At 51.2% G+C, this 24,968-nt stretch carries 23 protein-coding genes and 2 pseudogenes; 13 read left to right on the forward strand and 12 right to left on the reverse strand.

All coding sequences use genetic code 11. The annotated features are described in order from the left end of the window. Window positions 1-278: 278 nt before the first annotated feature. On the reverse strand, window positions 279-875 hold the full coding sequence (locus tag ATI45_RS19460; RefSeq protein ID WP_098421247.1) for a YdhK family protein: 597 nt from the start codon (window positions 873-875) through the stop codon (window positions 279-281). A gap of 195 nt (window positions 876-1,070) precedes the next feature. Beyond that, window positions 1,071-1,337, reverse strand: a pseudogene (locus ATI45_RS19465) (helix-turn-helix domain-containing protein); the annotation flags it as partial. 741 nt (window positions 1,338-2,078) lie between these two features. Between ATI45_RS19465 and ATI45_RS19475 the strand changes: the two are divergent. From ATI45_RS19475 to ATI45_RS23370, 10 genes and pseudogenes are all read left to right on the forward strand, one after another. After that, window positions 2,079-3,245 carry a GTPase gene (locus ATI45_RS19475; RefSeq protein WP_098421249.1) on the forward strand — a complete coding sequence of 389 codons (1,167 nt, stop codon included), beginning with the start codon at window positions 2,079-2,081 and terminating at the stop codon, window positions 3,243-3,245. A 336-nt stretch (window positions 3,246-3,581) separates the two neighbouring features. After that, the gene (locus ATI45_RS19480; RefSeq protein ID WP_098421250.1) at window positions 3,582-4,505 is read left to right on the forward strand and encodes an STM3941 family protein; all 924 of its coding nucleotides are present in this window, start codon (window positions 3,582-3,584) and stop codon (window positions 4,503-4,505) included. A 288-nt stretch (window positions 4,506-4,793) separates the two neighbouring features. After that, window positions 4,794-5,261 carry a DUF4234 domain-containing protein gene (locus ATI45_RS19485; RefSeq protein ID WP_098421251.1) on the forward strand — a complete coding sequence of 156 codons (468 nt, stop codon included), beginning with the start codon at window positions 4,794-4,796 and terminating at the stop codon, window positions 5,259-5,261. Between the two features lie 939 nt (window positions 5,262-6,200). Next, window positions 6,201-7,919, forward strand: a complete 1,719-nt coding sequence (locus ATI45_RS19490; protein ID WP_098421252.1) for an L-lactate permease — start codon at window positions 6,201-6,203, stop codon at window positions 7,917-7,919. Window positions 7,920-8,111: 192 nt separating this feature from the next. Continuing rightward, window positions 8,112-8,261, forward strand: a pseudogene (locus tag ATI45_RS23365) (transposase); the annotation flags it as partial. 234 nt (window positions 8,262-8,495) lie between these two features. After that, window positions 8,496-8,873, forward strand: coding sequence for a cupin domain-containing protein (locus ATI45_RS22875; RefSeq protein WP_179888134.1), 378 nt, complete (start codon window positions 8,496-8,498; stop codon window positions 8,871-8,873). A 322-nt stretch (window positions 8,874-9,195) separates the two neighbouring features. Beyond that, a complete protein-coding gene (locus tag ATI45_RS19510; RefSeq protein WP_218925857.1) occupies window positions 9,196-9,336 on the forward strand; it encodes a hypothetical protein in 141 nt (46 codons plus the stop codon). Between the two features lie 16 nt (window positions 9,337-9,352). After that, on the forward strand, window positions 9,353-9,625 hold the full coding sequence (locus ATI45_RS19515) for a CopG family ribbon-helix-helix protein (RefSeq protein WP_098421253.1): 273 nt from the start codon (window positions 9,353-9,355) through the stop codon (window positions 9,623-9,625). Next, window positions 9,622-9,903 carry a type II toxin-antitoxin system RelE/ParE family toxin gene (locus tag ATI45_RS19520; protein WP_098421254.1) on the forward strand — a complete coding sequence of 94 codons (282 nt, stop codon included), beginning with the start codon at window positions 9,622-9,624 and terminating at the stop codon, window positions 9,901-9,903. Before ATI45_RS19515 ends, ATI45_RS19520 begins: the two co-directional genes overlap by 4 nt. 194 nt (window positions 9,904-10,097) lie before the next feature. Continuing rightward, a complete protein-coding gene (locus ATI45_RS23370; protein WP_416376596.1) occupies window positions 10,098-10,250 on the forward strand; it encodes an excalibur calcium-binding domain-containing protein in 153 nt (50 codons plus the stop codon). Window positions 10,251-10,333: 83 nt separating this feature from the next. Here the strand turns inward: ATI45_RS23370 and ATI45_RS19530 are convergent, their stop codons facing one another. Beyond that, window positions 10,334-10,642, reverse strand: coding sequence for a hypothetical protein (locus tag ATI45_RS19530; RefSeq protein WP_143751194.1), 309 nt, complete (start codon window positions 10,640-10,642; stop codon window positions 10,334-10,336). 208 nt (window positions 10,643-10,850) lie between these two features. Between ATI45_RS19530 and ATI45_RS19535 the strand changes: the two genes are divergently transcribed. After that, window positions 10,851-11,099: a DUF3297 family protein gene (locus tag ATI45_RS19535; RefSeq protein ID WP_007349592.1), complete on the forward strand. Its 249-nt coding sequence runs from the start codon at window positions 10,851-10,853 to the stop codon at window positions 11,097-11,099. 150 nt (window positions 11,100-11,249) lie between these two features. After that, complete coding sequence (locus tag ATI45_RS19540; RefSeq protein WP_098421257.1) at window positions 11,250-11,735, forward strand: acyl-CoA thioesterase; 486 nt, start codon at window positions 11,250-11,252, stop codon at window positions 11,733-11,735. A 71-nt stretch (window positions 11,736-11,806) separates the two neighbouring features. Here the strand turns inward: ATI45_RS19540 and ATI45_RS19545 are convergent, their stop codons facing one another. The 4 genes from ATI45_RS19545 to ATI45_RS19560 all read right to left on the reverse strand — a co-directional run bounded on the left by ATI45_RS19545 (window position 11,807) and on the right by ATI45_RS19560 (window position 16,500). Next, complete coding sequence (locus ATI45_RS19545; RefSeq protein WP_098421258.1) at window positions 11,807-12,865, reverse strand: betaine/proline/choline family ABC transporter ATP-binding protein; 1,059 nt, start codon at window positions 12,863-12,865, stop codon at window positions 11,807-11,809. Between the two features lie 11 nt (window positions 12,866-12,876). Further along, window positions 12,877-13,908: an ABC transporter permease gene (locus tag ATI45_RS19550; RefSeq protein ID WP_098421259.1), complete on the reverse strand. Its 1,032-nt coding sequence runs from the start codon at window positions 13,906-13,908 to the stop codon at window positions 12,877-12,879. Between the two features lie 101 nt (window positions 13,909-14,009). Continuing rightward, on the reverse strand, window positions 14,010-14,978 hold the full coding sequence (locus tag ATI45_RS19555) for an ABC transporter substrate-binding protein (protein ID WP_098421260.1): 969 nt from the start codon (window positions 14,976-14,978) through the stop codon (window positions 14,010-14,012). Window positions 14,979-15,279: 301 nt separating this feature from the next. Continuing rightward, the gene (locus ATI45_RS19560) at window positions 15,280-16,500 is read right to left on the reverse strand and encodes a dicarboxylate/amino acid:cation symporter (RefSeq protein ID WP_098421261.1); all 1,221 of its coding nucleotides are present in this window, start codon (window positions 16,498-16,500) and stop codon (window positions 15,280-15,282) included. 233 nt (window positions 16,501-16,733) lie between these two features. Here ATI45_RS19560 and ATI45_RS19565 point away from each other — a divergent pair, with 233 nt between their 5' ends. Further along, window positions 16,734-17,114 (forward strand): DUF2237 family protein, encoded by a 381-nt coding sequence (locus tag ATI45_RS19565; protein ID WP_098421262.1) that lies wholly within the window; start codon window positions 16,734-16,736, stop codon window positions 17,112-17,114. Window positions 17,115-17,182: 68 nt separating this feature from the next. On the opposite strand, the gene ATI45_RS19570 is transcribed toward ATI45_RS19565, so the two are convergent. The 5 genes from ATI45_RS19570 to ATI45_RS19590 all read right to left on the reverse strand — a co-directional run bounded on the left by ATI45_RS19570 (window position 17,183) and on the right by ATI45_RS19590 (window position 24,949). Next, a complete protein-coding gene (locus tag ATI45_RS19570) occupies window positions 17,183-17,851 on the reverse strand; it encodes a glutathione S-transferase (protein WP_098421263.1) in 669 nt (222 codons plus the stop codon). Window positions 17,852-17,988: 137 nt separating this feature from the next. Then, complete coding sequence (locus tag ATI45_RS19575; protein WP_098421264.1) at window positions 17,989-21,141, reverse strand: efflux RND transporter permease subunit; 3,153 nt, start codon at window positions 21,139-21,141, stop codon at window positions 17,989-17,991. Next, the gene (locus ATI45_RS19580) at window positions 21,138-22,349 is read right to left on the reverse strand and encodes an efflux RND transporter periplasmic adaptor subunit (protein ID WP_098421265.1); all 1,212 of its coding nucleotides are present in this window, start codon (window positions 22,347-22,349) and stop codon (window positions 21,138-21,140) included. The genes ATI45_RS19575 and ATI45_RS19580 overlap by 4 nt, the downstream gene beginning before the upstream one ends. A gap of 52 nt (window positions 22,350-22,401) precedes the next feature. Further along, window positions 22,402-24,699, reverse strand: a complete 2,298-nt coding sequence (locus ATI45_RS19585; protein ID WP_098421266.1) for an FdhF/YdeP family oxidoreductase — start codon at window positions 24,697-24,699, stop codon at window positions 22,402-22,404. A gap of 49 nt (window positions 24,700-24,748) precedes the next feature. Beyond that, window positions 24,749-24,949, reverse strand: a complete 201-nt coding sequence (locus ATI45_RS19590) for a PLDc N-terminal domain-containing protein (protein ID WP_098421267.1) — start codon at window positions 24,947-24,949, stop codon at window positions 24,749-24,751. Window positions 24,950-24,968: the final 19 nt, after the last annotated feature.

A 24,968-nucleotide genomic window follows, 5' to 3' on the forward strand; every position in this document is an offset into this window, starting at 1 on the left:
AGTTTTCGACGAAGTGTGTGAGGCCTTCAACCGGGAATGCGACGCCTACTGCTTGATGGGCAATCACTACCATCTTTTGATTGAAACACCTGACGGCAATCTACCGAAGTTGTGTCGATACATCGTGCTGAACCCGGTTCGTGCTTCCATGGTTCAATCTGCGGTCGATTGGCCGTGGAGTGCGTATTTCGGATTATTTGTGAGGCAAAACGCAAGACCTGACCCCGTGTTATTTCTTACGTTTTGTAGGTAATGAGCGTAAAGAAATGCCTAAAGGCTCACTTTTCTGATAGCTCATCTTCAACAACCCATTTATGATTCGTTACCTTATTCCCGTCTGTTGTTGAGAAATAATCGATCATATAGACGGTAGTCTGTTCGGCAGATTCAATTTCTGCTTTTGCTCCTTCCATCCCTTTCATATGGTTAGCAAGTACCGTCACTTCAGTTCCTTCCTCAAGAGGAGCAGATGCTGGATTTTCAATTTCTTCATGAATAACCCATTTGTGATCTAATACTTTCTCACTGCCATCTGTCGGTGTGTAGTTAATGGAATACGCAGTGGTGTCAAATGCCCCAACAATTGTTGCGGTGGCCCCTTTCATGCCTTCCATATGATCAGTTTGAATAATTGCTTCAGATCCGACAACGTATGTGGAATCTTCGGCCTTCATCAGACCATTGGGAACAATTCCATCGTTAGTATGAACCATATCTTTCATATCTTTCATATCTTTCATATCTTTCATATCTTTCATATCTTCGTGGGCAACCTCTTCGCTCTTGGTGGAATCTTTTTCATCTGTCCCCGTCGGTCCACAGCCCGCAAGCACAAGAGCAAACGTAACGCCCATTACAAGTAATTGTTTTTTCATCTAATATCACTCCTTTTTAGGTTAATTCTAGTGTAGCTATTATTTATCCAGCTATAAGCTGAACTCTTAAACTGCCTATAAATTAGACAGTCACTAGGAGCAGGGAAAACGCATGAAGATTGCAGTCCTACCTGTAACAATATACTTAAAAAATAATGCGGCATAATAATTTTTATTTAAGTTGCTGGGGTCATTGCCGCGGTTCTGAATCTCTCTTAATAGCACGGTTGCCGGTATCCAGTGTGGCTTCGCCGCTTCGATCCGCGCCAGCAAATAATCTTTATAGGGATCCAGCTTAGTCGCTCGCTGCGTTCGGTCTGGATAGGTGGGCACCGCGCTCAGATCCCGCAGATAGCGGCGAACGGTGTTGCGGGATACACCCAGCTTCTGGGCGATGGCGCGAATACTCTCGCCCTGACGATGCAATACATGAATTTCCACAAGTGTCTCCTGAGACAACATCGGCCGCCGCTCTGATCGTGTGATTAGGCGGCCATTTTGCCTTAGGTGGGTCAGTTTTAAGTTGGCGCTAGTGGGTCAGTATTACTGTGGGGGGTGACAATCGGGCGACAGTGGGCTATCAGCAGGGTCGATAGGGATTGGATTTTTTCTGCTTTTGGTGAGCGTTGTGAGGCAGCAATAAACGGTTATGAGCGATTCGTGGCTGAAGGGAAGAGCCAGCAGTCCCCATGGGAACATTTGAAAAATCAGATTTATCTGGGGAGCGACCAGTTTGTCGATGACATGCAGAGACGGATTGAGAGACCAGATCTGCTGAGCGAGATACCGCCCAGCCAATGTCGCTCCTTGGCAAAACCTTTACAGCATTATGCGCATGTTGTTTCCTCTTGGAACGAGGCTATCGTTCTATCCTATTCAAGCGGCGGGTACAGGATGAAGGAGATCGGCGATTTCTTTGGACTGCATTATTCTCGCGTGAGCCGGGTTATTCGAGAGGCAAAACGCGAGACCTGACCTCGGGGATTCTCGAGGAGCTCGTTCAGGCGTCAGTTCCTGAGCCGGGGGAGGGTGTGTTGCATTTTGTTACAATTTTTGGGCTGTAGCAGCTATTCCAATAGGCTAGTATTCATCAAAGATCTTCATAAACACAGCGCCTGCCAAGGGTGGCAATTGGTAATATTTCAATTCAGCTGGTTTTAGTAACACCCCTTTCTTTAAATTCTTTGATCAAGGAAGTATTGAATGTTTCAGGAAAGTGACGTAAATGATGCAGTCGACGATGCTCTGGATGGTTTATCTCATCAGATAGAGAACGAACTATCTATTGTAGTTGGGGGTAAAGTTAGTTCTGGTAAGAGCTCCTTTCTGAACGCACTTTTTAGTTGTCCTCAACATGAGCCTAAGTTCCATGTTGGTGCAGAAGCTGGAGTAACTACTAAACCAAAAGCTATAGAATTGAGCCCTCAAGTAACTGTATGGGACACACCAGGACTGAATGACTTAGATGCCGTTAATGTCGAGATAACATTGGATTTTTTGAAGAAGGGTCATGATCTAGCAATTTTGGTATTATCGGGGGCCGCTGATACGGCCCAAAAAGAAAATTTTGACGTGCTAAAACGCAATACCGATAACAATATTATTATTATTTTGAATAAAGTCGATGGTATATCTAAAGCCGATGTTTTGCTGCTTAAAAGTCAATGGAAGGAATCGCTAGCTTTAGATGCAAATGAAGAAATATACTGCTGTGTATCCTTGGGTTATGGCGAAAATGATCGTATAGTGTGCCCGTTTAGTGGGGAAGAGACTGAAGTTCCTGTTGACGATTTCGGCATGCCGAGAACAGTACAAGGTGTTGATGAAGCGCGTAAAGCTGTTTTAAAGAAATTAGAAAAAATAGATAAAGATTTGCTCTTCTTAAAATCTCAGCAGAGTAAAAAGAAAGCGGCTATCGTTACTATAAGTAGTGCCTGTGTGACCTCTGCGGGGTTTGCTTTCATACCTGGCAGTGGGGTGACCATAACGGCAACTCAAATAGGTGCTATATGTCGTCTTCATTATATTTACAAAGAAGAGTTGATTTCTAAAAGCCAAGTGGTTGCGATTTTACCGGCTTATGCCATGCAGGCTGTTGGGCGAAACTTATTTCTTTGGGCGAAATCTATACTCCCGCCTACAGGTGTTGTTGACGCAGTTGCCGCAGGTATAGCTGTTTCTTTGACAGCATCTATGCTGGTAACGATTAATTACATACTTAAAAATGATTCGAATTTGACTGACAAAGTAGAAACGAAAATTAATTATAAAAAATTCAGTGCTGAATTGAGTGGAAAAGTTAAGAATGCTTCTCTCGGTGATTGGATTAACCCCAGTTATTGGGCGTCTATGATATCGAAGTTAGTATGAATTTTGCGAAGTTGGCATTTTCTAAAAGCCTGAATAATTGTTTTGGCGAACGTAAGACCTGACCCTGTGTTCAAGGCTCGGAAAACGGCATCTGATAGGTAATCTGAGGCGAATCACAAGAAGGAGCAGCCGCGTGCAGGATTTAATGAGACCAAACGCCGTCGGTATTGATTTACGTCTGGCTCCAAATGTATCTTTCAGGCGCTGCCTCAAAATTACTTTATCCTTATACGTCGCTTGATAGTTTTGGCTTGGCGGCGTAGTCCAAAAGACATTTAAAGGTTATACTGCGCACGGTCGTTAAATACTTAGGTGTTATGCCTTATAAAGGAAACAGTGGAAATAATCACGGCGGTTTGCGGCTGTAAGGAACTGACTGAACAAAACCTGGTGATAGCCGTAAAGCGGGAGAGGCTTGGGTTTCTAGAGGAGTGGGGTTCTTTCACTTGGCTAGGGGTTATAGCCAGTCTTATCGTGACTGGTGGAACCTGGATATTTTTTATACTTGGTTTTCATGCAGGCGATATCCTTAATCCAAAATATATGTGTAATCAGTGCCGCACGACGATTCTGCCGGTGCAATTCCGAATACCTGGTTACTCAAATCCGAAAGATGTGGAAAGAGAAACGTACGTTGACGAAGAGTTACCGAAAACCGAGACCTCATTCGATGCGCTGCCCTTGTATTCGAAAAAGTCTGTTGCGCTTGAGCCCAACGAAACACTTGACAGAAAAACAATTGAAACCAGCAAAGTAAAAATACTATTACTTATCATTATAGCATTTGGTTTTGTTGCCCTTGGAGCGTCGTTCTTGTCCCTGGACCCCGCGGAAATTGCGTCTAGACGCCGTTTTAATAGTCCATTGCTTATCCATGGCATTGGTGTTGTGTCCGTAGGATTTTTTAGTTTGTGTGCTATTGCTGGAATTTGGAAACTATTTTCTTCCGGACCAGGTCTGGCGCTCTCTTCTAAAGGCATAGAAATTTTTGGCATTAGGTCGAATACGCTGGTCCCATGGATAGATGTATCTGGGTTCTCGGTGTACGAGATGCAAAGTCAAAAAATGTTAATTGTAAAGTTGCGCAACCCGAAGAAATACATTGAAGCAGATAGTAGTTTTCGTCGCTTTATGGCGGAAACTAACTACAAAATGTGTGGCAGCCCAATATCTGTTTCAGCTAATTCGCTAAAAATAAGCTTTAAAGAACTATGCGAGCTTTTTGAGCAATATTTCGAGCGTTATACAGAAAATACTTAACAGAGTGCTCCTGTGGATACCTGCTTTGCAGGCTTCGCCTGTCCCTGAGGATCAAGCGTTGAGGCTTTAGAAAAACCCATAGTTGGACCGATTTTGGAGAGTTATTCAGAGCTTCCCTAAAAATTCTTTTGGAGAAGAAGCGGTGCAGGATCTAGGCTCAACCATGTCGAAAGCACAAATAAATCTATTTGTAAAAGAGCTTTATAACGACGAGCCTTTGTCATAAAATAATTAGGTACATTAACTTTCAAATCAAATTAACCAGTATGAGTGAAACAAGGAGACATTATGTCAACAATCACGGATCTAAAAGACGCCATTGACACAAAAACTTTAAACTTGGTTCTTTTATCAGTAGCAACGGCTGGTATTTATCCAATACTTTGGCTTTACAATAATTATAATTTGATTGATAAAATCACGTCATCTACTACTGCAAATGATACATATATTATATGGATTGCGGTCTGTGTAGGACTAGGAGGTGCTGTTTCTGGCTGGGGAGAAGAAGCTTTAGAGGTTATAAGTGGAATTCTAGCTATCGCTTCAAGCGTACTATACATAGTTTGGGCATTTAGAGCGAAGAAAAAAATTCAAGAGTATGCACTTAATACTCATAAAATAGATTTTAAAATGAATGGTTTTTATACATTTGCTTTTAATATTTTTTATATTAATTATTGCATCAACGACTTGCCAGAAGCAAAAAGAAAACAAGATGTGATCAATGGAAAAAAAGTAGCACAGCAAAGCTAACAAGTTGTTCAGTCAGAAAATTACTGTTGACTAGTGTACGTGCCTCGCACATTTCAGCCAATTGTAATTTTCCGCTTAGCAAGGAGGTTTTAGCTTAAAAAACCGAGGAAGTTATGGAAAATTACAGAGAATATGCCGAGTACACTAAAGAGCAGGACTGGAAATCGCTATGTGAGCTCAATGAAGTTAACTTTGATTCTTTTGGCACAAAAAGGAACTAAAGGCTTTACCTGAGTCCCCGTTCAGGCTTGGCCTCCAAATTACTGTATCCTTAGGCCCCGTTGAATAGCTGCGGCGTTGGCGGCTTAGTCCAACAGTCATCTAATGGTCCCTGTGTCATGCTGCGCACGACCATTAGATGTTTGGGTGTTAATGTTATCAAAGTGGTCGTCATTTTTCCTACTCAAGTTCCAGTAAAATAGTGTTCCCTCAACGATCAAAGGAGTGATCTTGAAATGAATTTGTATTACATCCGGGTCGGGTTGCCATGTTTCGTGGTGTGCAGGGACTCGAGTTCAACCCGGTGACTGGGTCATCCTGACCAAGGGCGATGTGTATAACTCGCACGGCGGCACCAATTCGATGAAACTACTGCACGTAGGCGAGCAGCTGGTCTGAGGCTTAATAGCTTGTGCTCCTGTCCGAACACAAGCCATTTACCACGCAATCCACTTCATCCCTGTTCTCATAACCCCCATGACCGACCAGGCAGCTGATCTGACCAGCTGAAAAGCTGGCTATAAATATCACTCACATCTCTATAACAGACTGTGTTTAATGGTATTTCAAGCTAGATCAAATTGGTCTACTAAAAATAACTGGTCCTACCAGTCAGATAGCGTCTAGACCTGACTGCGCTGCAGTAGCAGTATCTAACAGTTACAAAATAGCGTTATAGTCGAATGCACACTCCTCATAAGAAAAACAAGGGAAATCCAGATGAGTCAAACGCTCCTGTCTCTCCTCGCATTTTTTCCTCTGGTTCTGGCGGGTATCCTGTTGATAGGATTCCGCTGGCCTGCGAAACATGCGATGCCTGTCGTCTTTGTCGTGACAGTTATCATTGCCCTGCTCGCCTGGGACATGACCGTAATACGCGTGATCGCTTCCAGTCTTCAGGGATTGGTCCTAACCGCAGCCATACTGTGGATCATCTTTGGCGCGATTTTACTGTTGAACACGCTCAAGCATTCCGGCGGCATTCTGGCGATCCGCAAAGGTTTCACCGGCATCAGCCCTGACCGGCGCGTGCAGGCGATCATTGTGGCTTGGCTCTTCGGCTGCTTTATTGAGGGCGCTTCCGGCTTTGGTACCCCTGCCGCAGTAGCCGCGCCATTGATGGTCGCGCTCGGTTTCCCTGCGCTGGCTGCCGTCGTGGTCGGTATGATGGTGCAATCTACCCCGGTATCCTTCGGCGCTGTCGGTACACCGATGATAGTGGGCGTTGGCGGCGGCCTGGATCAGGTTACCATAGGCGCGCAGTTAGCCACAGTGGGCTCCGACTGGGACAGCTTCTTTCAACTGATCGTGTCGGAGGTCGCCATCATACATGGCATCGTCGGTATTCTCATGCCGCTGTTCATGGTCATGGTCATGGTGCGCTTTTTCGGCAAGAATAAATCCTGGCTGGAAGGCCTGCAGATTGCACCTTTTGCGATCTTTGCGGCGTTTGCCTTCGTCATACCTTATGTAATGGCTGGCGTGTTTCTTGGCCCGGAATTTCCTTCAATGATTGGCGGCCTGGTAGGTCTGATGATCGTGGTTCCGGCTGCCAAGGCAGGCTTTCTGATCCCGAAACAACCCTGGGACTTTGCCGACCCGAAAGATTGGCCAGCCGAGTGGATGGGTAGCATCCAGATGAAACTGGACGATGTCGCCGGCAAACGCCCTGTGGCTATCTGGATGGCATGGCTTCCCTATGTGCTGCTGGCAGCGCTGCTGGTGTTTTCACGCACCAACGCCACTGCCAAGGCAGCGTTGAACTCCCTGAGCCTGCGCTTTACCGACATTCTGGGCGAGACTGGGGTATCGGGCAGCCTTGAGCCGCTGTACCTGCCGGGTGGGCTTCTGGTGATGGTGGTCATCCTCACCTACTTCCTGCACCGCATGTCCTTCAGCGAGATGAAGCGCGCCTTTGGTGAGTCCACCAACACCATCGTCGGCGCAGGTTTTGTACTGGTGTTCACCATTCCGATGGTGCGCATTCTGATCAACTCCGGTGTGAACATGTCAGGCCTGCCGTCCATGCCGGTCGCCATGGCCGAAGCGGTCGCGTCATCCGTGGGTGGCGTCTACCCTCTGTTCGCTCCAATGGTCGGTGCACTGGGCGCTTTTATCGCCGGCTCCAATACAGTGTCCAACCTGATGCTCTCGCAGTTCCAGTTCAACACAGCTGAGCTGCTGGGTATTTCCGGGGCGTTGATTGTCGCAGCGCAGTCTGTCGGCGCTGCTGCGGGCAACATGATTGCCATTCACAACGTCGTGGCAGCATCGGCTACGGTTGGGTTGCTTGGGCGTGAAGGTATTACGCTGCGTAAGACCATTCTGCCAACCATCTACTACGTAACGGCAGCGGGCATTCTGACCATGCTTGCGGTCTATGTCTTCGGTGTTGGCGATCCGCTATCTTTGGCGGGCCTGACCACCACCGATAACTAGTCGAGTACGGAAGCTCCCCGGCCCATGTCCTGCTAACCCAGGGCATGGGCCGGGGCTGTCAGTGCCAGCCTTCCAAACGCATGGTGGCACGCTCCAATCGCTGTTCTTCTGTTTCGATATCGCGCAGGTTGTCTCTGATACTCCGAATGTGATCGACCGCTGCGTCTGAAATTTGCTGGCGCGTTGTACCATGTGACGTCTCGCGGAAATCGGCGTGAGATAATTTTTGAATCTGACGATGGCCGCCGCGCCTTTTTGTCAGTTTTCGACGAAGTGTGTGAGACCTTCAACCGGGAATGCGGCGCCTACTGTTTGATGAGCAATCACTACCATCTTTTGATTGAAACACCTGAAGGCAATCTACCGGAATCGTGTCGATACATCGAGCTGAACCCGGTTCGTGCTTCCATGGTTCAATCTGCGGTTGATTGGCCGTGGAGTGCGTATTCCGGATTATTTATGAGGCAAAACGCAAGACCTGACCCCGTGTTCGTGATAAGCGTTAGGTTTCTCGGGAGCAACCGCAAGCGCACTGTCTCCCCAAATCGCAGGCAAACCCCAAAGGAAGTCGGCCCCATGAGCATCAAACGCATCTTCCCCAGCGCCAATCATCTTCAGCCGGTTGATGGCGAGCCCTTCAGGTCTGTCATTACGGAGTCGGTTGAAGCCGCAATCGTGGCTTGGTACGTAAAGCCAGGCCAAAGAGTTTCAGCTCATCTGCATCCTGAAGGTCAAGACACCTGGACAATCCTGTCCGGCCACGGTCAATACCAACTCGATGCCGCCGGCAGCTCAAAGCAGATCACCGCAGGCGATGTCGTCGTTGCTCACAAAGGTGAAGTTCATGGCGTACTAAACACTGGTTCTGAACCGCTGGTTTTCATATCTGTCGTGTGCCCCGCTCTTTCCGGGTTTGAGCTACTCGAAAGCCAATATGCGCACACAGAGATCTAATCCTTCCGTAGAGAGAACGTGCCCCGGCACGCCAGGGCACGGTTCTCACCTCAAACGTTAGGCGGCTTAAAATAATTACGCCGTTTATTTACGCTGTGACAATTGGCCTTAATGTACGTGCAGGCTATCGCACAAACGCCGCCCAGGCTGGCGCTCGGGCATCGTGCAAAAGTGTCTTTTCTGAACATCCGTTTGGATTTGTTGGTTTGTGGCGCTTGCAGGAGCCGGGGTCAGGTCTTGCGTTTTGCCCCTTGCCTTGCCGTTTCGTTGTAATCGTCTCAGTCTATCCCGCCTTAATTAGAACCACGGAAGGAGCCAGGGAATGGCCAGACCGCTGCGACTGGAATTTGCCGGTGCGTTGTACCATGTGACGTCTCGCGGAAACCGGCGTGAGATGATTTTTGAATCTGACGATGACCGCCGCACCTTTGCCGACTATGATGTAATACAGTGTAGTTGTTGAGTCTGAGGGTATCGTCATGAGTGTCACTACAGTTCGTCTTCAAGCAGAAGTTGAGCAGCATCTGGAAGCCATCGCCGGTAGGCTCCAACGGAGTAAAGGCTGGGTAATCAATCAAGCATTGTTGGAATACATAGAAAAGCAGCAGCTTGAGCAGGAGCGATGGACGCAAACGCTGGAAGCAATGGAATCTGCCGCACAAGGCAAATTGGTTGATGCCAGTGAGGTACACAGTTGGCTTAATAGTTGGGGAGCCGAGAACGAGCAGGATGCGCCGAGATCAGGTAAGTGAAACTGGTTTACACGGATGAAGCCATTGAAGATTTAAAGCGCCTCAGGGCGTTCATCGCGGTTAACAGCCCGTCGGCGGCGGCCAAGATTGCCACCGAGTTGGTTGGTAAAATTGAGTTGCTTTCAGATTTCCCCAACATGGGCACACAAGTGGAAATGGCACCGGTGCCTGATTCCATTCGAGATATGGTTTTCGGAAAGTACATCGTTCGATACTCAGTTCACGCCAGTGCCATCATCATTCTGCGGGTATGGCATAGCCTGGAGGGTGAACGATAGCAATTTAGCCAGGCGCCCCCCCCGGATGCCTTTGCCTCCGCTTTGCTACGTCAAACGCACCGGTGCGCTCAGCGTTATAACTCAAAAAGGAAAGCAGAGTGAGCGGCGGGGTATCGTCCGTCACAGCCGCAACTCCAGACTTCTCTAGCCTAAACTTTTCCGTGCCCGCAAGTTCAAGCTTTTCTAAGCCCGCGGTGTCGAGCCAGCAATTCAGCTGTGATGGGAGAACGTATTGCTCTCAGATGACATCTTGTTCAGAAGCGACCTATTTTCTGAGGAGTTGCCCCAATACAAAAATGGACGGAAATAACGACGGCGTTCCATGTGAGAGGCAGTGGTGCAGGTGACGAGCCAACTATGTTGACAGGCTCCGACAAGACCTGAACCCGAGGAGCTGCCTAGCTGGAGTGTCGAAAGCTAACCATCTTCATTAGGCGACTTCTAAGACAAAGTTACCTGAATGTCCGTTCACAATAAGCCGGTCGCCTTGTTTTAAGACCGGTGCAGCCACCTTCTTATTATTTGCTTTGCCTTCACTTCGCTCGACCATTGCGAGTCGACTAATCTCGGCCGTACTGCGCTTTGTTTGCTTAAGGAATTGAGTTTTCAGTGACATGTTGATCTCCATATTTTGACTATCCCTTACGTCATTTTCAAATTTAGAGGTCATCTCATCATGGGTGCATGACAGCATGAAGTCATTGGCTTGGCGGCGCCTCATATAAATGCTTTTGAGCAACAGAATTACCTGTTGAAGGGTTTTGACGGTGAGTTGCTGGTGGCATCGGCACTGGACAACTACGCTGACACATAGGGGGAGACGGGCGCTATGAGATCAGCCCAATTGTTACAGGTGTTTACCCTTTAGCGTGTTGTCAGTACGCTTCTTGAGCGCAAGCCGTGCATTATCTACAATGGCGCACTTTCACATACTTCAGGCCATGAATATGAGCGACACAAACTCAAAACCAACCTTGCCAGATCGTCTTGCGGGCAACCCTCGCAGCCCACACCATCTGGAAGAATTTTTCGAGCACCAAATCGGTATTCGGCTGAATGGCAAAGAGCGTAAAGATGTTGATGAATACTGCATCAGTGAAGGTTGGGTGAAAATTGCATCGCCTAGAGCATTGGATCGTCGTGGCCAGCCTATGCTGATCACGCTAAAAGGCACTGTTGAAGCTTACTACACCTAGCCGGTTCCTATAAAGATAGGGGACAGATTTGAAATCTGTCCCCGGTTTGGCCCGTTCCAACAATCATAAAGTTAAGGATGAAGGCAAAAAGATAGGGGACAGATTTGAAATCTGTCCCCGGATTAAAGGCCCAATAACAAAGAGCGCGCTATGGAACCCGGATCTGCAACACTGACCATGACCGTTTTGATGACGCCGGATATGGCCAACTTTTCCGGCAATGTGCACGGTGGTGCTTTGCTGAAGCATCTTGATGAAGTGGCCTATGCTTGCGCCAGCCGGTATGCAGGTGCTTATGTCGTTACCTTGTCGGTCGATCAGGTTATGTTTCTTCAACCCGTTCATGTGGGTGAGCTGGTGACCTTTCTGGCCAGCGTTAATTACACTGGGCGCACATCGATGGAGGTGGGGATTAAGGTGATCACTGAAAACATTCGTGAAAAGCTGGTCCGGCATACCAACAGCTGCTTTTTCACCATGGTGGCGGTTGATGAGAATGGGAAAGCCGTCGAGGTGCCCAAGCTGGGACCACGTACGGGTGATCAAATCAGGCGATTTGCGAACGGCCAGGAACGCCGTGCGATTCGTGTGGAGCTAGAGGAGCGTTATAAGGCACTTCAACGTCCGGGGGCATAGCAGACACTGCAATACTCGAAAGCCGGGCAGGCCTGATCCTGAAGATTAGACTTGGCCCGGTTTTCGTTCTTTCAATAATGCGAGCGGGTGTCGCTTTCTGGGCTTTCGGTAGGCACCAGAGCCTTGAACAGGTCTTGGACTTCCAGAACCCCAACCTGCTTACCTTTGCGAACCACGCGATAGGTGAGGCTGGTATCGCCTCCAGACAGCGCAATCACCGATTCCAGGTTGTCTCTTTCACCGATATCGCCGGCAACGTTTTCAGGCGCTTCCGTGGTTTTCTTCATGACGGACCGAACCCGCAGTACCCGGGCGCGATTGATGTCGCTGATAAAGTTGACGATGTAAGGATCGTTCGGGTGCATCAGTATTTCTTGCGGTTCACCCTGCTGAACAATATAGCCTTCTTTGAGTATGACCAGGTGGTCTGCCAATTTCAGTGACTCGTCCAAATCGTGGGTAATGAAGACGATGGTCTTCTGCAGCTCGTCCTGTAGCTCCAGCAGCAGGTCTTGCATGTCTGACCGTATCAGCGGGTCCAGTGCCGAGAAGGCCTCGTCCATCAGCATGATCGGTGAGTTAGAGGCCAGCGCCCGGGCGATACCAACGCGCTGTTGCATACCACCAGACAACTGGTGCGGGTACTGGTATTCGTTGCCTTCCAGACCCACGCGGGCAATCCATTTTTTGGCTTCCGCTTCGAATTCCTCAATCTTATGGCCGCGCACGGAAAGCGCCATGCCTGCGTTTTCAAGGACGGTTTTGTGGGGCAGCAGCGCGAATTTCTGGAACACCATCGACATGTTTTCCCGACGCAGCTTGCGCAACTGGTCTTCGTCAAAGATCAACACGTTCTCGCCATCCACTTCGATCTCACCGGCGGTGGGTTCAATCAGCCGGTTGAGATGTCTTATGAGCGTTGACTTGCCAGATCCTGACAGGCCCATGATGACGGTCACATGGCCCTCGCGAATGTCCACGTTAATATCCTGAAGGCCCAGCACGTGCTGGTGCTGTTCGAGCAGTTCGGCCTTTCCCATGCCCTGTTTCACGTATTCAAGGGCAACGTCGGGAGTAGGGCCGAAAATCTTGTACAGGTTCCGGATTGAAATCTTGATGTCCCGATCCACAATGCGCTTCCTTACTGTTTTTGCGAGGCGTTAATACGCGCCAGCGATGCTTTGGTTACCCGGTCCAGAATGACCGCCAGAATAACAATGCCAAGACCCGCTACCAGGCCAACGCCGAGTTCCAGATTGCGTATGCCCTGCAGTACCAGCACGCCAAGGCCGGGCGCCGACACCAAAGAGGCAATAACAACCATGGCCAGGCTCATCATGATGGTCTGGTTTACCCCTGCCATGATGTTAGGAAGCGCCAGCGGAATCTGTACCTTGTACAGCATTTGCCGGCTGGTCATGCCGAAGGCATTCGCCGCTTCAATCACGTCTGGGTCCACCAGCCGGATACCAAGGTTGGTCATGCGAATAACGGGCACAATGGCGTAAAGAATGATGGCGATGCCGTACAGCTTGGATTCGGTCACGCTGAACAGAAAAATCAGCGGGATCAGATACACGAAAGGAGGCAGGGTCTGCAGCATGTCGAGTACCGGGATCGTCAGCCTCTGCATCATGTCATTTCGGGACATGCCGATACCAATAGGTACGCCCAGCAGTACACAGATGAATGCGCAAACAAGTATAATCGCCAGCGTTTGCATGGCGTATTCGTAGTAGTCGATGAAGGCGAGCAGGCACAGGCTGCCAGCCACGAAGCCGACCAGCTTCCAGGATTTGGTGACAAACAGAACAACCGCCAGCAGAATCGGAATAACGATCCACCATGGCGTCGTGAGAATACCGTAAAGCGTGCCATCAAGGGCCCAGCTCAAGGGCTGGGTGATGGGGTCCAGCACAACGCTGAGGTTGTCTTTGATGGCAAGAAAACCTTGTTCTAACCCCTGAGTTAATTCTCGGGACTGGGGGAAGGCTGCGCAGGAGTCATTGAGTGCATCCATGGATGGAAACGGTACGTCCCAGAGGGATTGCTCGGCTTCCGTACCTTTTGATTTGTTGAGCAACTCGGCCATCGACATGGGCGCGTTGCTCTTGCCCTCAGCGCACCACTCTGTGAGTCCGAGCGATGAAAATAGGAAGTCGTAGGTTGCCATGAGCGTTCAATATTCCTTGCGCATTCAAAATGAGGTATTGGGTATGACTTTCATTGGCTAAATAAAATAAGAGCCGGCGAACCGGCTCTTATTAAGGACTTCTACTGGCCAAGCACGTTGGCAAGTCGTTGACTGGCTGACTCGTTCAACCAGCTAGACCACTCGTCGCTGTTGTTGCTCAGGAAGTAGACGGCAGCCTCTTCGGCGGAGGCGTTATTTTCATCCATCCAGGCCAGCAAGCTACTCATGGTGCTGGTTTTGAAGGTCATCTTGCTTAGCATCTCAACCACTTCCGGCTCGCGTTCACCAAAGCTGGTGGTGACTGCGGTCAGAACGGGGGCAGCAGGGAACTCGGAGACGCCGGGGTTTTCGGCTTCTTGGGTCTGGTTACGGGCATGAACGTCTGGCTTGTATTCGCCAATTTTAACGCGGGTCATGTCGTACTTGCCCATTGGCACAGTTGGGCCCCAGTAGTAACCGAACCAGGGCTCTTCACTCTGAACCGCGGATGCCATAGAAGTCGCCTGGGTTTCACCGGAACCGTGATCGAATACCGTGATGCCTGACGCTTCCAGATCGAGAGCGCGGATCAGGTTGTCACTGACGACACGGCAGCCCCAACCAACGGGGCAGTTGTTAAAGCGGCTGTCCACCAGTTCGGGATTCGCCATGATGCCTTCGATGGTTTTCAATTCCGGGTGCTTCTCGGCCAGATACGTGGGAATCCACCAGCCTTCAACACCACCGGGGTCCAGTACTTCGGCCACGCGCTTGATTTTGCCTTGCTCTTCCAGTCGCAGGTAGGCCTCGCCGGCAGAGTTCAGCCACAACTCGGTCACGATGTCTGGTTCGCCATTTTCAGCGACCGATGTGACGGCAGGAACGGTATCAGAAGGAATTACCGATACGTCGCAGCCGTAGCCTTGTTCCATAATAAATGTGGCGACGCCTGTTACTACAGCGTTGGAGGCCCAGGTCATCTGGGTGATGGATACTTCACCGCATTCGGCGGCAGCGAGCGAGGGTGCAGACAGGGCGCACAAAAGCGCCACGGGCGTTAGTTTACGCATGGTTGGTACTCCATTTGGGTTTAAACGTGCACGGCACAGGGGCCAATGAGGGAGTCCGGAAGACTTCTCGGGAGATGATCTCGCGCTTTGTAAGCGTATTTGAAAGGCAATGCAAACGGTAAGACCTCGGTTATTACTTAGGTACCAGAGTAATGATTTGAGTAGGAGTTACAAGTGATTAATTTTAAATGTCGCTAAAAATTCCACATTGCGGTCGTATTTTTCTGACCGGATTGTCAACGGAAGATAGGGGACAGATTTGAAATCTGTCCCCGGTTTTTTGGCCAGTTTCCCACGACCGTTAAGCAGTAACGACTTCTTTCTCATCAATCACGGCGGCGCCAATGATGTCGCCGACTACGTTGGAAGCGGTGCCGCCCATGCCGATCAGAGCATCTACGCCGGCAATCAGGGCGACTATTTCCAGCGGTAAACCAAACATGCTTAGAACTGCTGATAAGGTCACCAGGCCGGCGGCGGGCACTCCGGCCGTGCCAATAGACAGTACTGTTCCGATCACCACGATGGTTACCAGATCAACCAATGCCAGATCCAGCCCCATGATGTTAGCGGCGAATACCAAAGATACGCCCATGCGCAGTGCGCCACCGTCGGAGTTAAAAATGGCGCCTAGCGGCAGGGCGAAGTTGGCGGTTTTGGCCGATACGCCTGCTTTTTTTGCAACAGAGATAGCGACTGGTAATGTCGCCAGGCTGCTTGAGGTAAAAAATGCGGTGGCATAAGCCTCTTTAATGTCGCCAAAAAAGCGCAGTGCAGCGTAGCCATAGAACTTTAAAAACCCGGTGTAGACCAGCGACCATAAAATGGCTAGGCCTAGGTAAAACGTGGCGGTGAATACTAATAATGATTTGAGGGTCGCCCATCCCTGAGTACCGAAAGTAGCGGCACTGATCGCCATTACGCCAATGGGCGCATAGAGCAAAATGCCGCCCAGTATTTTATAAAATAATTCGTTAAAGGCGTTGAAAAAACGCTCCAGCAACAGGCCTTGCTCTTTTGTCTGCTCGTCGGGTGAAAAGGTCATGGTTGAAATAGCAATGCCTATAATAATGGCAACAAAAAGAATGGCCATTAAATCGCCCGCTGCAAAGGCTCCAAACAGGTTGTTGGGCACAATTTTCAACAACATGGCAGACGCGCCCGGTATCTCAGGTTGCTGGACAACCACATCGGGCAGGCTTAGATTATTTCCCGGATTAAAAAACAGAGCCAGTGATACGCCAATACACACGGCCATGGCCGTAGTAACAGCATAATAGAGTATGAGTTTGCCGCTTAATCTGCCCATTTGCCTGACATTCATCTTGCCAATTGCCAGCGCGACCGTCAAAAAAATTACGGGTGTTGCAATTAAACTGAGTAGGCGAATAAAAATAGTGCCCAAGGGGCTGAGAATAGCGGCTTGTTCACGGAAGATGATGGCGATAGCAATGCCCAGAAAAAACCCCGCTGACATTTTAATCACCAGCGAGGTTTCTTTATACGTTTTCCATATACTCATGTGTTTCGTTTTGCCTTGTAGAGCTAGGTATTAACCGTAGGCGGGAATTATTACGATTCAAGCTGCGTCAATTATCAGTGCAACGTGCCGGGAGCGGCAGGTTACCTGAATACAGCCGTGGGACGTAAAACCGACCTCGGTTGACGCTTGCTGACGGTCAATGGGTGATGTAGTGCCCGTCTATAGCGTATATTGGTTATCATATTGTCCACATAGATAAGGAGCAACCCAGCATGCTGGCAAAGAAAGAACCCACCAACGTTATTGGTGAACCATTGGAAGTCTGCGGTAAAGATCCGGTAACCGGCTTTTTCCGGGACGGTTGCTGCAATACGGGCCCCGAGGACATGGGCAACCATACGGTATGTGCGGTGGTGACTGACGATTTCCTGGCGTTCTCCCGCAGCCGGGGTAACGATCTGACCGAAGCCCGCCCGGAGTTTGGCTTTCCGGGATTAAAGGCCGGAGATGGCTGGTGTCTGTGCGCGGGCCGCTGGCGCGAAGCATTGGAAGCAGGCTGTGCCCCCCGGGTTCGGCTGAAGGCCACCCACAGCGCCGCGTTGGAAGTTTGTGACCTGGCAGACCTGAAGAAGCATTCTGTGGATCTGAGTTAGTGGCACAAAGCGGGGAGGGCGCCTGTGCGCCCTCCACCGTTTACTGCAAAACGCCCCTCACCGTTTACTCAAGCAAAATCATATCCCCCGCCTTTTTCAAGAGCGATTTGGTAAGCCGGCCTGGCGTGCACACGTTTTACCCAGGCGCTGATATGGGGCCGGTTATTGCCGGTGATGCCCCGGGCCACTGAGGCTTCTAATGGAAAGCTCATCTGAATATCCGCAGCGCTCAGGTTGTCCCCAAGAAACCAGGTGTTTTTTGCCAGGTGAGATTCGACAAAATCCAGGTGGGTTTTGATCATCGGGCCGATGAAAACTTCATTGGTTTTGTTCGCAATGCCTTTTGCCACCGGCTTGACAAAAAACGGCATCGGGCTGGTTTTTACCTTTTCAAACACCAGGCGCATCACCAGCGGCGGCATCAAAGAGCCTTCGGCGTAATGCAGCCAGTATGTGTAATCAAGCCAAGCCTGGCCGCCGCTCTCTGGCAGCATGGTGTCTTTGCCGTAGGTGTGGGCAAGGTACTCGATAATGGCGCCGGACTCCGCGATAACCAAGTCGCCGTCGGTGATCACCGGTGATTTACCCAGCGGGTGTATTTTTTTAAGGCTGTCAGGCGCCAGCATGGATTTGGGATCACGCTCGTAGTGCTGGATCTTGTAGGGCACTCCCAGCTCTTCCAGCATCCAGAGAATACGTTGTGAGCGGGAGTTATTGAGGTGGTGAACTGTAATCATGCAGAATCTCCGTTTGCCTCGATAAAATGAGCAGTCTAGTAGAGTAGTCTTAAAATAGCTTTTTGGTTCACCACTATCATCCGCAGTACTCCATTGCTGAAAAATGACTTGGGCAGGCAACTCGCGGTTGAGCGGCGTCAGGCATTCTTGCGCTTGCCGCGTTTACTCGCCAGCCAGTCGGAAAAGCCTGCGATCATAGCGTAGAACGAAGGTACGAAGAGGCTCGCCAGCACCGCCACCGATAACATACCCATAACCACGGTGGTACCAATCTGATTGCTGCTCGCGCCGCTTGCGCCACCTGCAATGGCCAGAGGGAGAGTCCCGAATACAAACGCCAGTGACGTCATTACGATGGGTCGGAAACGCTGCTCTGCCGCATGCTCCGCCGCTTCGCGAACGGACAGGTTTTGCTCATGTCGTTGCAGTTCGGCGAATTCGACGATCAAAATGGCGTTTTTCGCCGCAAGGCCCACCACCACCAGCATCCCAACCTCGACATAAATGCCCAAATTAAAACCCCGTAGCGCAACCCCACCAACGGCGCCGAGAAACGCGAAAGGCACGGCGGTCAATACCGATAATGGCAAAGTCCAGCTTTCGTACTGGGCGGACAGAATCAGGAACACCATAAACAGGCCGAAGGCGATCGCAATAACCGCTGCGTTTCCGGTATTGGCCTCCTGATAGGCAGTGCCGGTCCAGCCCATAGTCCAGCCGCTTCCCAAGGTTTCGGTGACCACCTCGTCCATCGCGGCGATTGCCTGGCCGGAGCTGTAGCCCGGTGCGGGCCCACCTTGGAACTGCGCAGCGGTGTACACGCTGTAACGGGTCGATACCGCCGGCGCAGTGATGCGATTTAAGGTAATGAACTCTGCCAATGGAATACGGTCGCCGTTTCCGCCGCGAACGAAAATATTGCTTAGATCATCTTCGGAACGACGATATTCGGCTTCGTTCTGCAGAAGCACCTGGAAGTTGCGGTTTTGGTAGGAAAAGTAATTGACGAAGCCATTGCCCAACGTATTCGACAGCGTTGTGTTAAGCGCTTGTATCGAGACGCCATAGCTCAGCGCCTTGCGTTTATCAATCTTGGCGCGGTAGGCCGGCACGTTAGGGTTGAAGGTGGTGAAAACCTGGGCCAGCTCCTCACGCTTGTTGGCAGCCTGCATGACTTTGTTAGCTGCTTCACCCAGCTCGTTAGCGTTGGCGCCCTCCAGCGACTGCAAATAGCCTGTGAAACCACCGGTGGTAGACAGCCCGGGGATGGGTGGTAAGTTAAATGCACGCACCGTTCCCCCTTGCGTCTCCGTGCCGATCTTGTTGATACGGTCGATTACGTCAGTAACGGTAAGGTCGCGCTTACCCCAATCCTGCAGACTGATGAACATGGTACCGCGAGCGGTGTTTACCGAACCGCTAAGCACGTCATAGCCAGAAATGGCCGCCGCGTAAGCGACGCCAGGAATCTTTTCGATTTTGGCAGCGACCGCGTCTACGTAATTGGAGGTGCGAGCCACCGAGGCCGCGTCGGGCAGACTGATGGAAACCAGTGCGATGCCCTGATCTTCCGAAGGCACCAGGCCAGAAGGCGTGGTCTCGAAAAGCCAGAAAGACAGTGCCAGAACGCCGACGGTCAGGGTCAGAGTCAATACCCACAGTTTGATCAGGGCGCGAACAATGGCCATATAGCCCCGGGTTAATCCGTCAAAGCCTTTATTAAACCAGCGCCCTGGCGCTTGTATTGCGCGCCTAAACTTAGACTGTTCTCCTGGCTTTTTACGCTTCAGTAGAATCGCTGAAAGCGCTGGGGTAAAAGTGAGTGCTACAACCGCGGAAATGGCAACGGAGATGGCAATGGTTAACGCAAACTGCTGATAAATCTGGCCGGTAAAGCCACCCAGAAACGCGACCGGTATAAAGACAGCCGCCATAATGAACGCGGTCGCGATAATGGGCCCTGACACTTCGCGCATGCCTTCACTAACCGCTTTGACGATGGAAATATCTTCATCATCTTCCAGCACTCGTTCAACGTTCTCTACCACCAGAATGGCATCATCCACGACTATGCCAATGGCCAGAATCATTGCGAACAGCGATAACAAATTGATCGAAAAATCCAGCATGTACAGTCCGGCAAAGGCACCCAGCACCGACACCGGCACCACAGTCATGGCGATCAGGGTAGAGCGCCAGCTTTGCAGGAACAGGAAAACGATCACCGCAACAATCAGAAAAGCCTCAATAAACGTTTGGGTGACGGTCGAGATCGAAGCATTAATAAACAGGGTGGTATCGTAAGGCACCACGTATTCCAGCCCCGCCGGGAATCGCTTGGCAAGCTGTTCCATGGTTTCTTTGACCAGCACCGCCGTGTCCAGCGCGTTGGAGCCTGGCTGCTGATTGATGACAATCGGCGCCATGGTGTCGCCATTAAGCTTGGCATTCACCGCATAAGAAGAAGCGCCCAGCTCGATCCGTGCTACGTCTGCCAGTAACAGTGAGGAACCATCCGGGTTGGTGCGCAAGTAAATATCACGAAACTCATCAGCACTGCTCAGACGGCCGCCGGCAGAAATGGTGTAGGTATAAGGCGCGGGATTGGGTTGCGGTTCAGCGGCAAGACTGCCCGCCGGCACCTCGGTATTCTGCGCCTTGATGGCGTTCGCCACTTCCGACGGAGTCAGGTTGTATTGGGCCAGTTTATTCGGATCCAGCCAGATTCTCATGGCGAATTCACTGCCGCCCAGGGCATCGGCTTTGCCTACCCCCGGCAGCTTGCGTAATTCGTTGAGAATATTAAGGCCCGCATAGTTCTGCATGTAGGTCTTGCTGTACTCACCGTTGGGGGAGCGCAAGGCGACCAGCAGCAGAATGCTGCTCGATTGAAGCTCGACCTTTACGCCCTGAGCCTGAACTGCTTGGGGCAGCTGAGACAGCGCCGACTGCACCTTGTTATTGACGTTGATGGTCGATGTGTTGCCATCGGTGCCAATTTCAAAGGCGATACTCATGCTCATCTGGCCATTGTCAGAACTGGTTGAGGTCATGTAGATCATGCCTTCAACCCCGTTTATCGCCTCCGCCAGTGGCGCCGCCACGGTTTGGGAAACGGTGTCGGCGTTCGCCCCCGGGAAGGCCGCCGTTACCGACACAGTCGGCGGTACCACGTCGGGATACTGTTTGATGGGCAAGGCCCGCATCGCCAGCGCCCCAACCACCACAATAATGACCGATAGCACCGTGGCGAAGATCGGACGCTTGATAAAGAAGTCTGAGAAATTCATGACTCTTTCGCCGGGGGCTTAGCGGAAGTCTTGTCGCCTTGAGCGGAAAGCTCGGCTGAATCACCGGAGTACGGCTGGGCTTCGATTAAATCACCCGCTTTGAGGCCACCGGGATCGCTGACAATTACCCGGTCGCCAGGCGCTAACCCATCGGTAATGATTTGCAGAGGCCCGGCTGGTTCACCCAGGGTGACGCTGCGAGTACGGGCCTTGTTATCGTTGTCGAGCACGAATACCTGCGGCCCCATCAGGCCCTGGGTTACCGCGATTGCGGGGACGGCCAGCACATTAAAGCGCTGCAGGCCTTGGAGTTCAACGCGCACAAATTGCCCCGGCAGGAACATGTTGTCCAGGTTGTCGAAAACAGCTCGGGCCTGCACCGTGCTGGTCTCTTGGTCGACTCGGGAGCCTAGAAAATCGAGCTGTCCTTCAAGCGGCGGCGTCTCGCTTTTGTTCAAACCCGGGAACTGAAGAGTGGCGGTAATTCGGTCCTGCTGTTGACTGCGCTGCTGGCGTAAATCGAACGCCTGCTGCTGAGGAAGCTGGAAGCGCACCTCAATGGGGTTCATCGGGGTAATGATGGCAAGTTCAGTACCCGCATCGACCACGTTGCCAACATTGACATCGCTTAGGCTGATCATGCCGGATACCGGGGCGTTAACATCGGTGTAATCCAGGTCGACTTGCGCGCTCTCCAGGCCCGCCTGCGCCTGGGACACATTAGCCCTGGATACCCGCAGCTCTGCCATGGCCTGATCGTAGTCCTGCTGGCTGATCGCGTTTTTTTTCACCAGGCTTTGAAAGCGCGCTGCGTCTTGCTGGGCGCGATATTCTCTGGCCTTGGCACTTTCCACGTCGGCCTTACGCTGGTTCACCCTTGCCTGATAAACAACCTGCTCAATGGCGTACAGGCTCGTACCTTTTTCGACCAGATCCCCCGGCTCGAAATGACGTTGCTCGAGCATTCCGGCAACGCGCGCAATCACCACGACTTCGCGATCGCTGAGCAGCTTGGCGGAATAGGACTTTTCCAGATCAATATTGCGCTTGGTCATTTCCATGATCTGAGCCGTTCGGGAGGACGACTGGCCGCTTTGATCAGCCTGTTCTTTCTTATCGTCGTCACCCGAACTACAGCCTGCTAATAATAAGAGCAGAGCAATCAGAATCACTGGCGCTCGGTGTTTATTCGGTGTTGTGGAAATCATGCGATTTTCCTTTTCCTTCGCCCTATAACGATAAAATCAAGTAACGGACGGATTAAACTGCCGGTTCACCGGTTTCCCGTTCAATCCTTACCGGAACAGACTTCGACCCCGGCGTTTTCGATAGCTGATCATGATGGCTGACCGGCACCAGCACATTGCACTCCGGGTAGTATGACGCCACGGTGCCTGCGGGAATCTGGTAAGGGGTTAGCACCAGCCCGCCAAGACGACGGTCAACGCCATCATCCAGGTCCGTAATCATTTGCACACGGTCTCCACCCGACAGCCCGGCACGTTTAATGTCATCCGGGTTCATCAACAGCACATCCCGCGTTCCTTCAATGCCATGAAAACGATCTGAGTAACCATAGATGGTGGTGTTGAACTGATCGTTTGAACGCATGGTCAGCAAACTGTAACGGCCTGGTTTTGCATCGAATCCCAGTGATGTCAGCCGCTCTGGCGTGGTGAAGAGTGCTTTTTTCTCCGGTGTTTTCCAGATTCGTTCGTGGGCAGCAATGCCTCGATAAAAGCCACCGGGCTCGAACATCCGCGCGTTGAAATCGCCAAAGTCGTTGGGGTATGTTTGCTCGATCAGATCCCGCACCAGCGAATAATCGACGGTCCACGCCTCCCACTTCACCTTCGGATTCTCTGGCAACAGTGCCTTGGCGATACCGGTGATGATAGCGAGTTCGCTTTTCAAGTGTTCGGATATGGGCGACCGGTGGCCGGTAGAACCGCTAATCATCGAAAAGCTGTCTTCGGTGGAAACGGCCTGCGGTCCGCTGGCCTGTTCGTCCACTTCAGCACGGCCGAGGCAGGGCAATATATAGGCCGACTTGCCAGGAAAAATATGGCTGCGATTAAGCTTGGTAGAAATCATCACCGTCAAGTCCTGCTCGGCCCAGCTCTTTTCCATCCGTTGCTGGTCTGGCACGGCGCGCAGCAGATTGCCACCCAAACAAATACTCGCTTTGACCGATCCGGCGATCAAACCCTCGACCATCTCGACAATGTTCACACCGTCTTTTAAGGGCGGATTAAAGTCGAAAAGCTCGCGCAGCTTGTCCATGGGAATAAGGCCGGCTTTCTCTGCGATGCCTACGGTTCGCTGGCCCTGAACGTTGGAGTGCCCGCGCACCGGGCAAATACCCGCGCCAAGCCGACCCATGTTGCCTCTGAGCATCAGCAAATTGACTAGCATGCCCACATTCACCGAGCCGTGGGTGTGCTGGGTGAGTCCCATGCCGTAAACGCCAATGACGCGTTCCGCCTTTATATACACGTCGGCGGCTTCTTTCAGTGCTTGCCTCGTGAGCCCGCTACCGACTTCGATATGGCTCCAGTCGGCAGCCTCAACCGAGTTCAGGAAGCTGTCGAAGCCTTGGGTGTGCTCCTCAATGAAGGCCACATCGATGATACGTTTCTTGCCATTGCGTTGAGCGGCCTTGTCCGCTTCGATGACATATTTGCAAATACCCATGATGGCCGCCACATCGCCACCGGAGCTCAACTGGTGATATTGGTCGGAGATTTTGGTTTGGCGCCCCGTGGTCATATCAATGGCATTCTGGGGATCTACAAACGCCACCAACCCCTGCTCGATAATGGGGTTGAAGGTGACAATTTTAGCGCCGCGTTTTTTTGCATCTTTCAGGGGGTGAAGAAAGCGGGGGCTGTTGGTGCCAGGATTTTGACCGAAGAAGAAGAAGGCATCGGCCTGTTCCAGGTCTTCCCAGATGATGGTGCCGACGGGAGAGCCAATCACCTTGCTAAGGCCAACTGAGGTGGTCTCGTGGCACATATTCGAGCTTTGCGGCAGATTGTTATTGCCGTGCAGTCGCGCCATCAATGCGTAGAGATAGGCAGCCTCAAGCCCGGCATGACCGGAGGCATAGAAAACCGCGCTTTCGGGATCGAGTGCATTGAGGGTATGCGCGATGTCTTTGAACGCCGATTCCCAGTCGGTTTCTTCATAGCGGTCGCTTTGTGGGTTATAACGCAGGGGGTGGGTCAGCCTGCCGGTTTTCTCCAGCTCATGATCGGTCCAGCTACGAAGCTGTTGCACCGTGTGTGTTTCCCAGAATGCGGGCGTGCAGCGGTCTGTTGTCAATTCCCACATGACCGCTTTTGCGCCGTTTTCGCAGAACTCGAACTCGCTGTAGTTCTTGGGCTTGGGCCAGGCGCAGGACGGGCACATAAGGCCACCAGGCTTGTTCATCCGGCGCAGTGTGTCCGCAGCGGAAAGTGAGGCCGACGATTCAATAGAGATACTGGCGATGCCTTTCAGCGACCCCCAGCCACCGGCTGGTCCCTTACCGGTGACGATGTCATTCTTATTGCTCATATGCTTCCCCAATCAAGTTTTTTCGTTTTCAGTATCCCAATCACTATTCCTATCCCCGGGGACCAAACAGTAACCAGATGATGAAGCCAACCAAGGGAAACGCAAGCAGCACAACAATCCAGATCACTTTGGCGATGGTGCTGGCCCGGCTCTTTGCTACTTTAACGATGGCCAGGATAATGATGACCAGCCAAACCAGGCTCAGCAAACCACCGAAGGCATTACCTACACTACTAAACAGGCTATCCATAGACTTCTCCTTGGTTGTT

The organism is Marinobacter sp. LV10MA510-1, from assembly GCF_002563885.1.
Lineage (GTDB): Bacteria > Pseudomonadota > Gammaproteobacteria > Pseudomonadales > Oleiphilaceae > Marinobacter.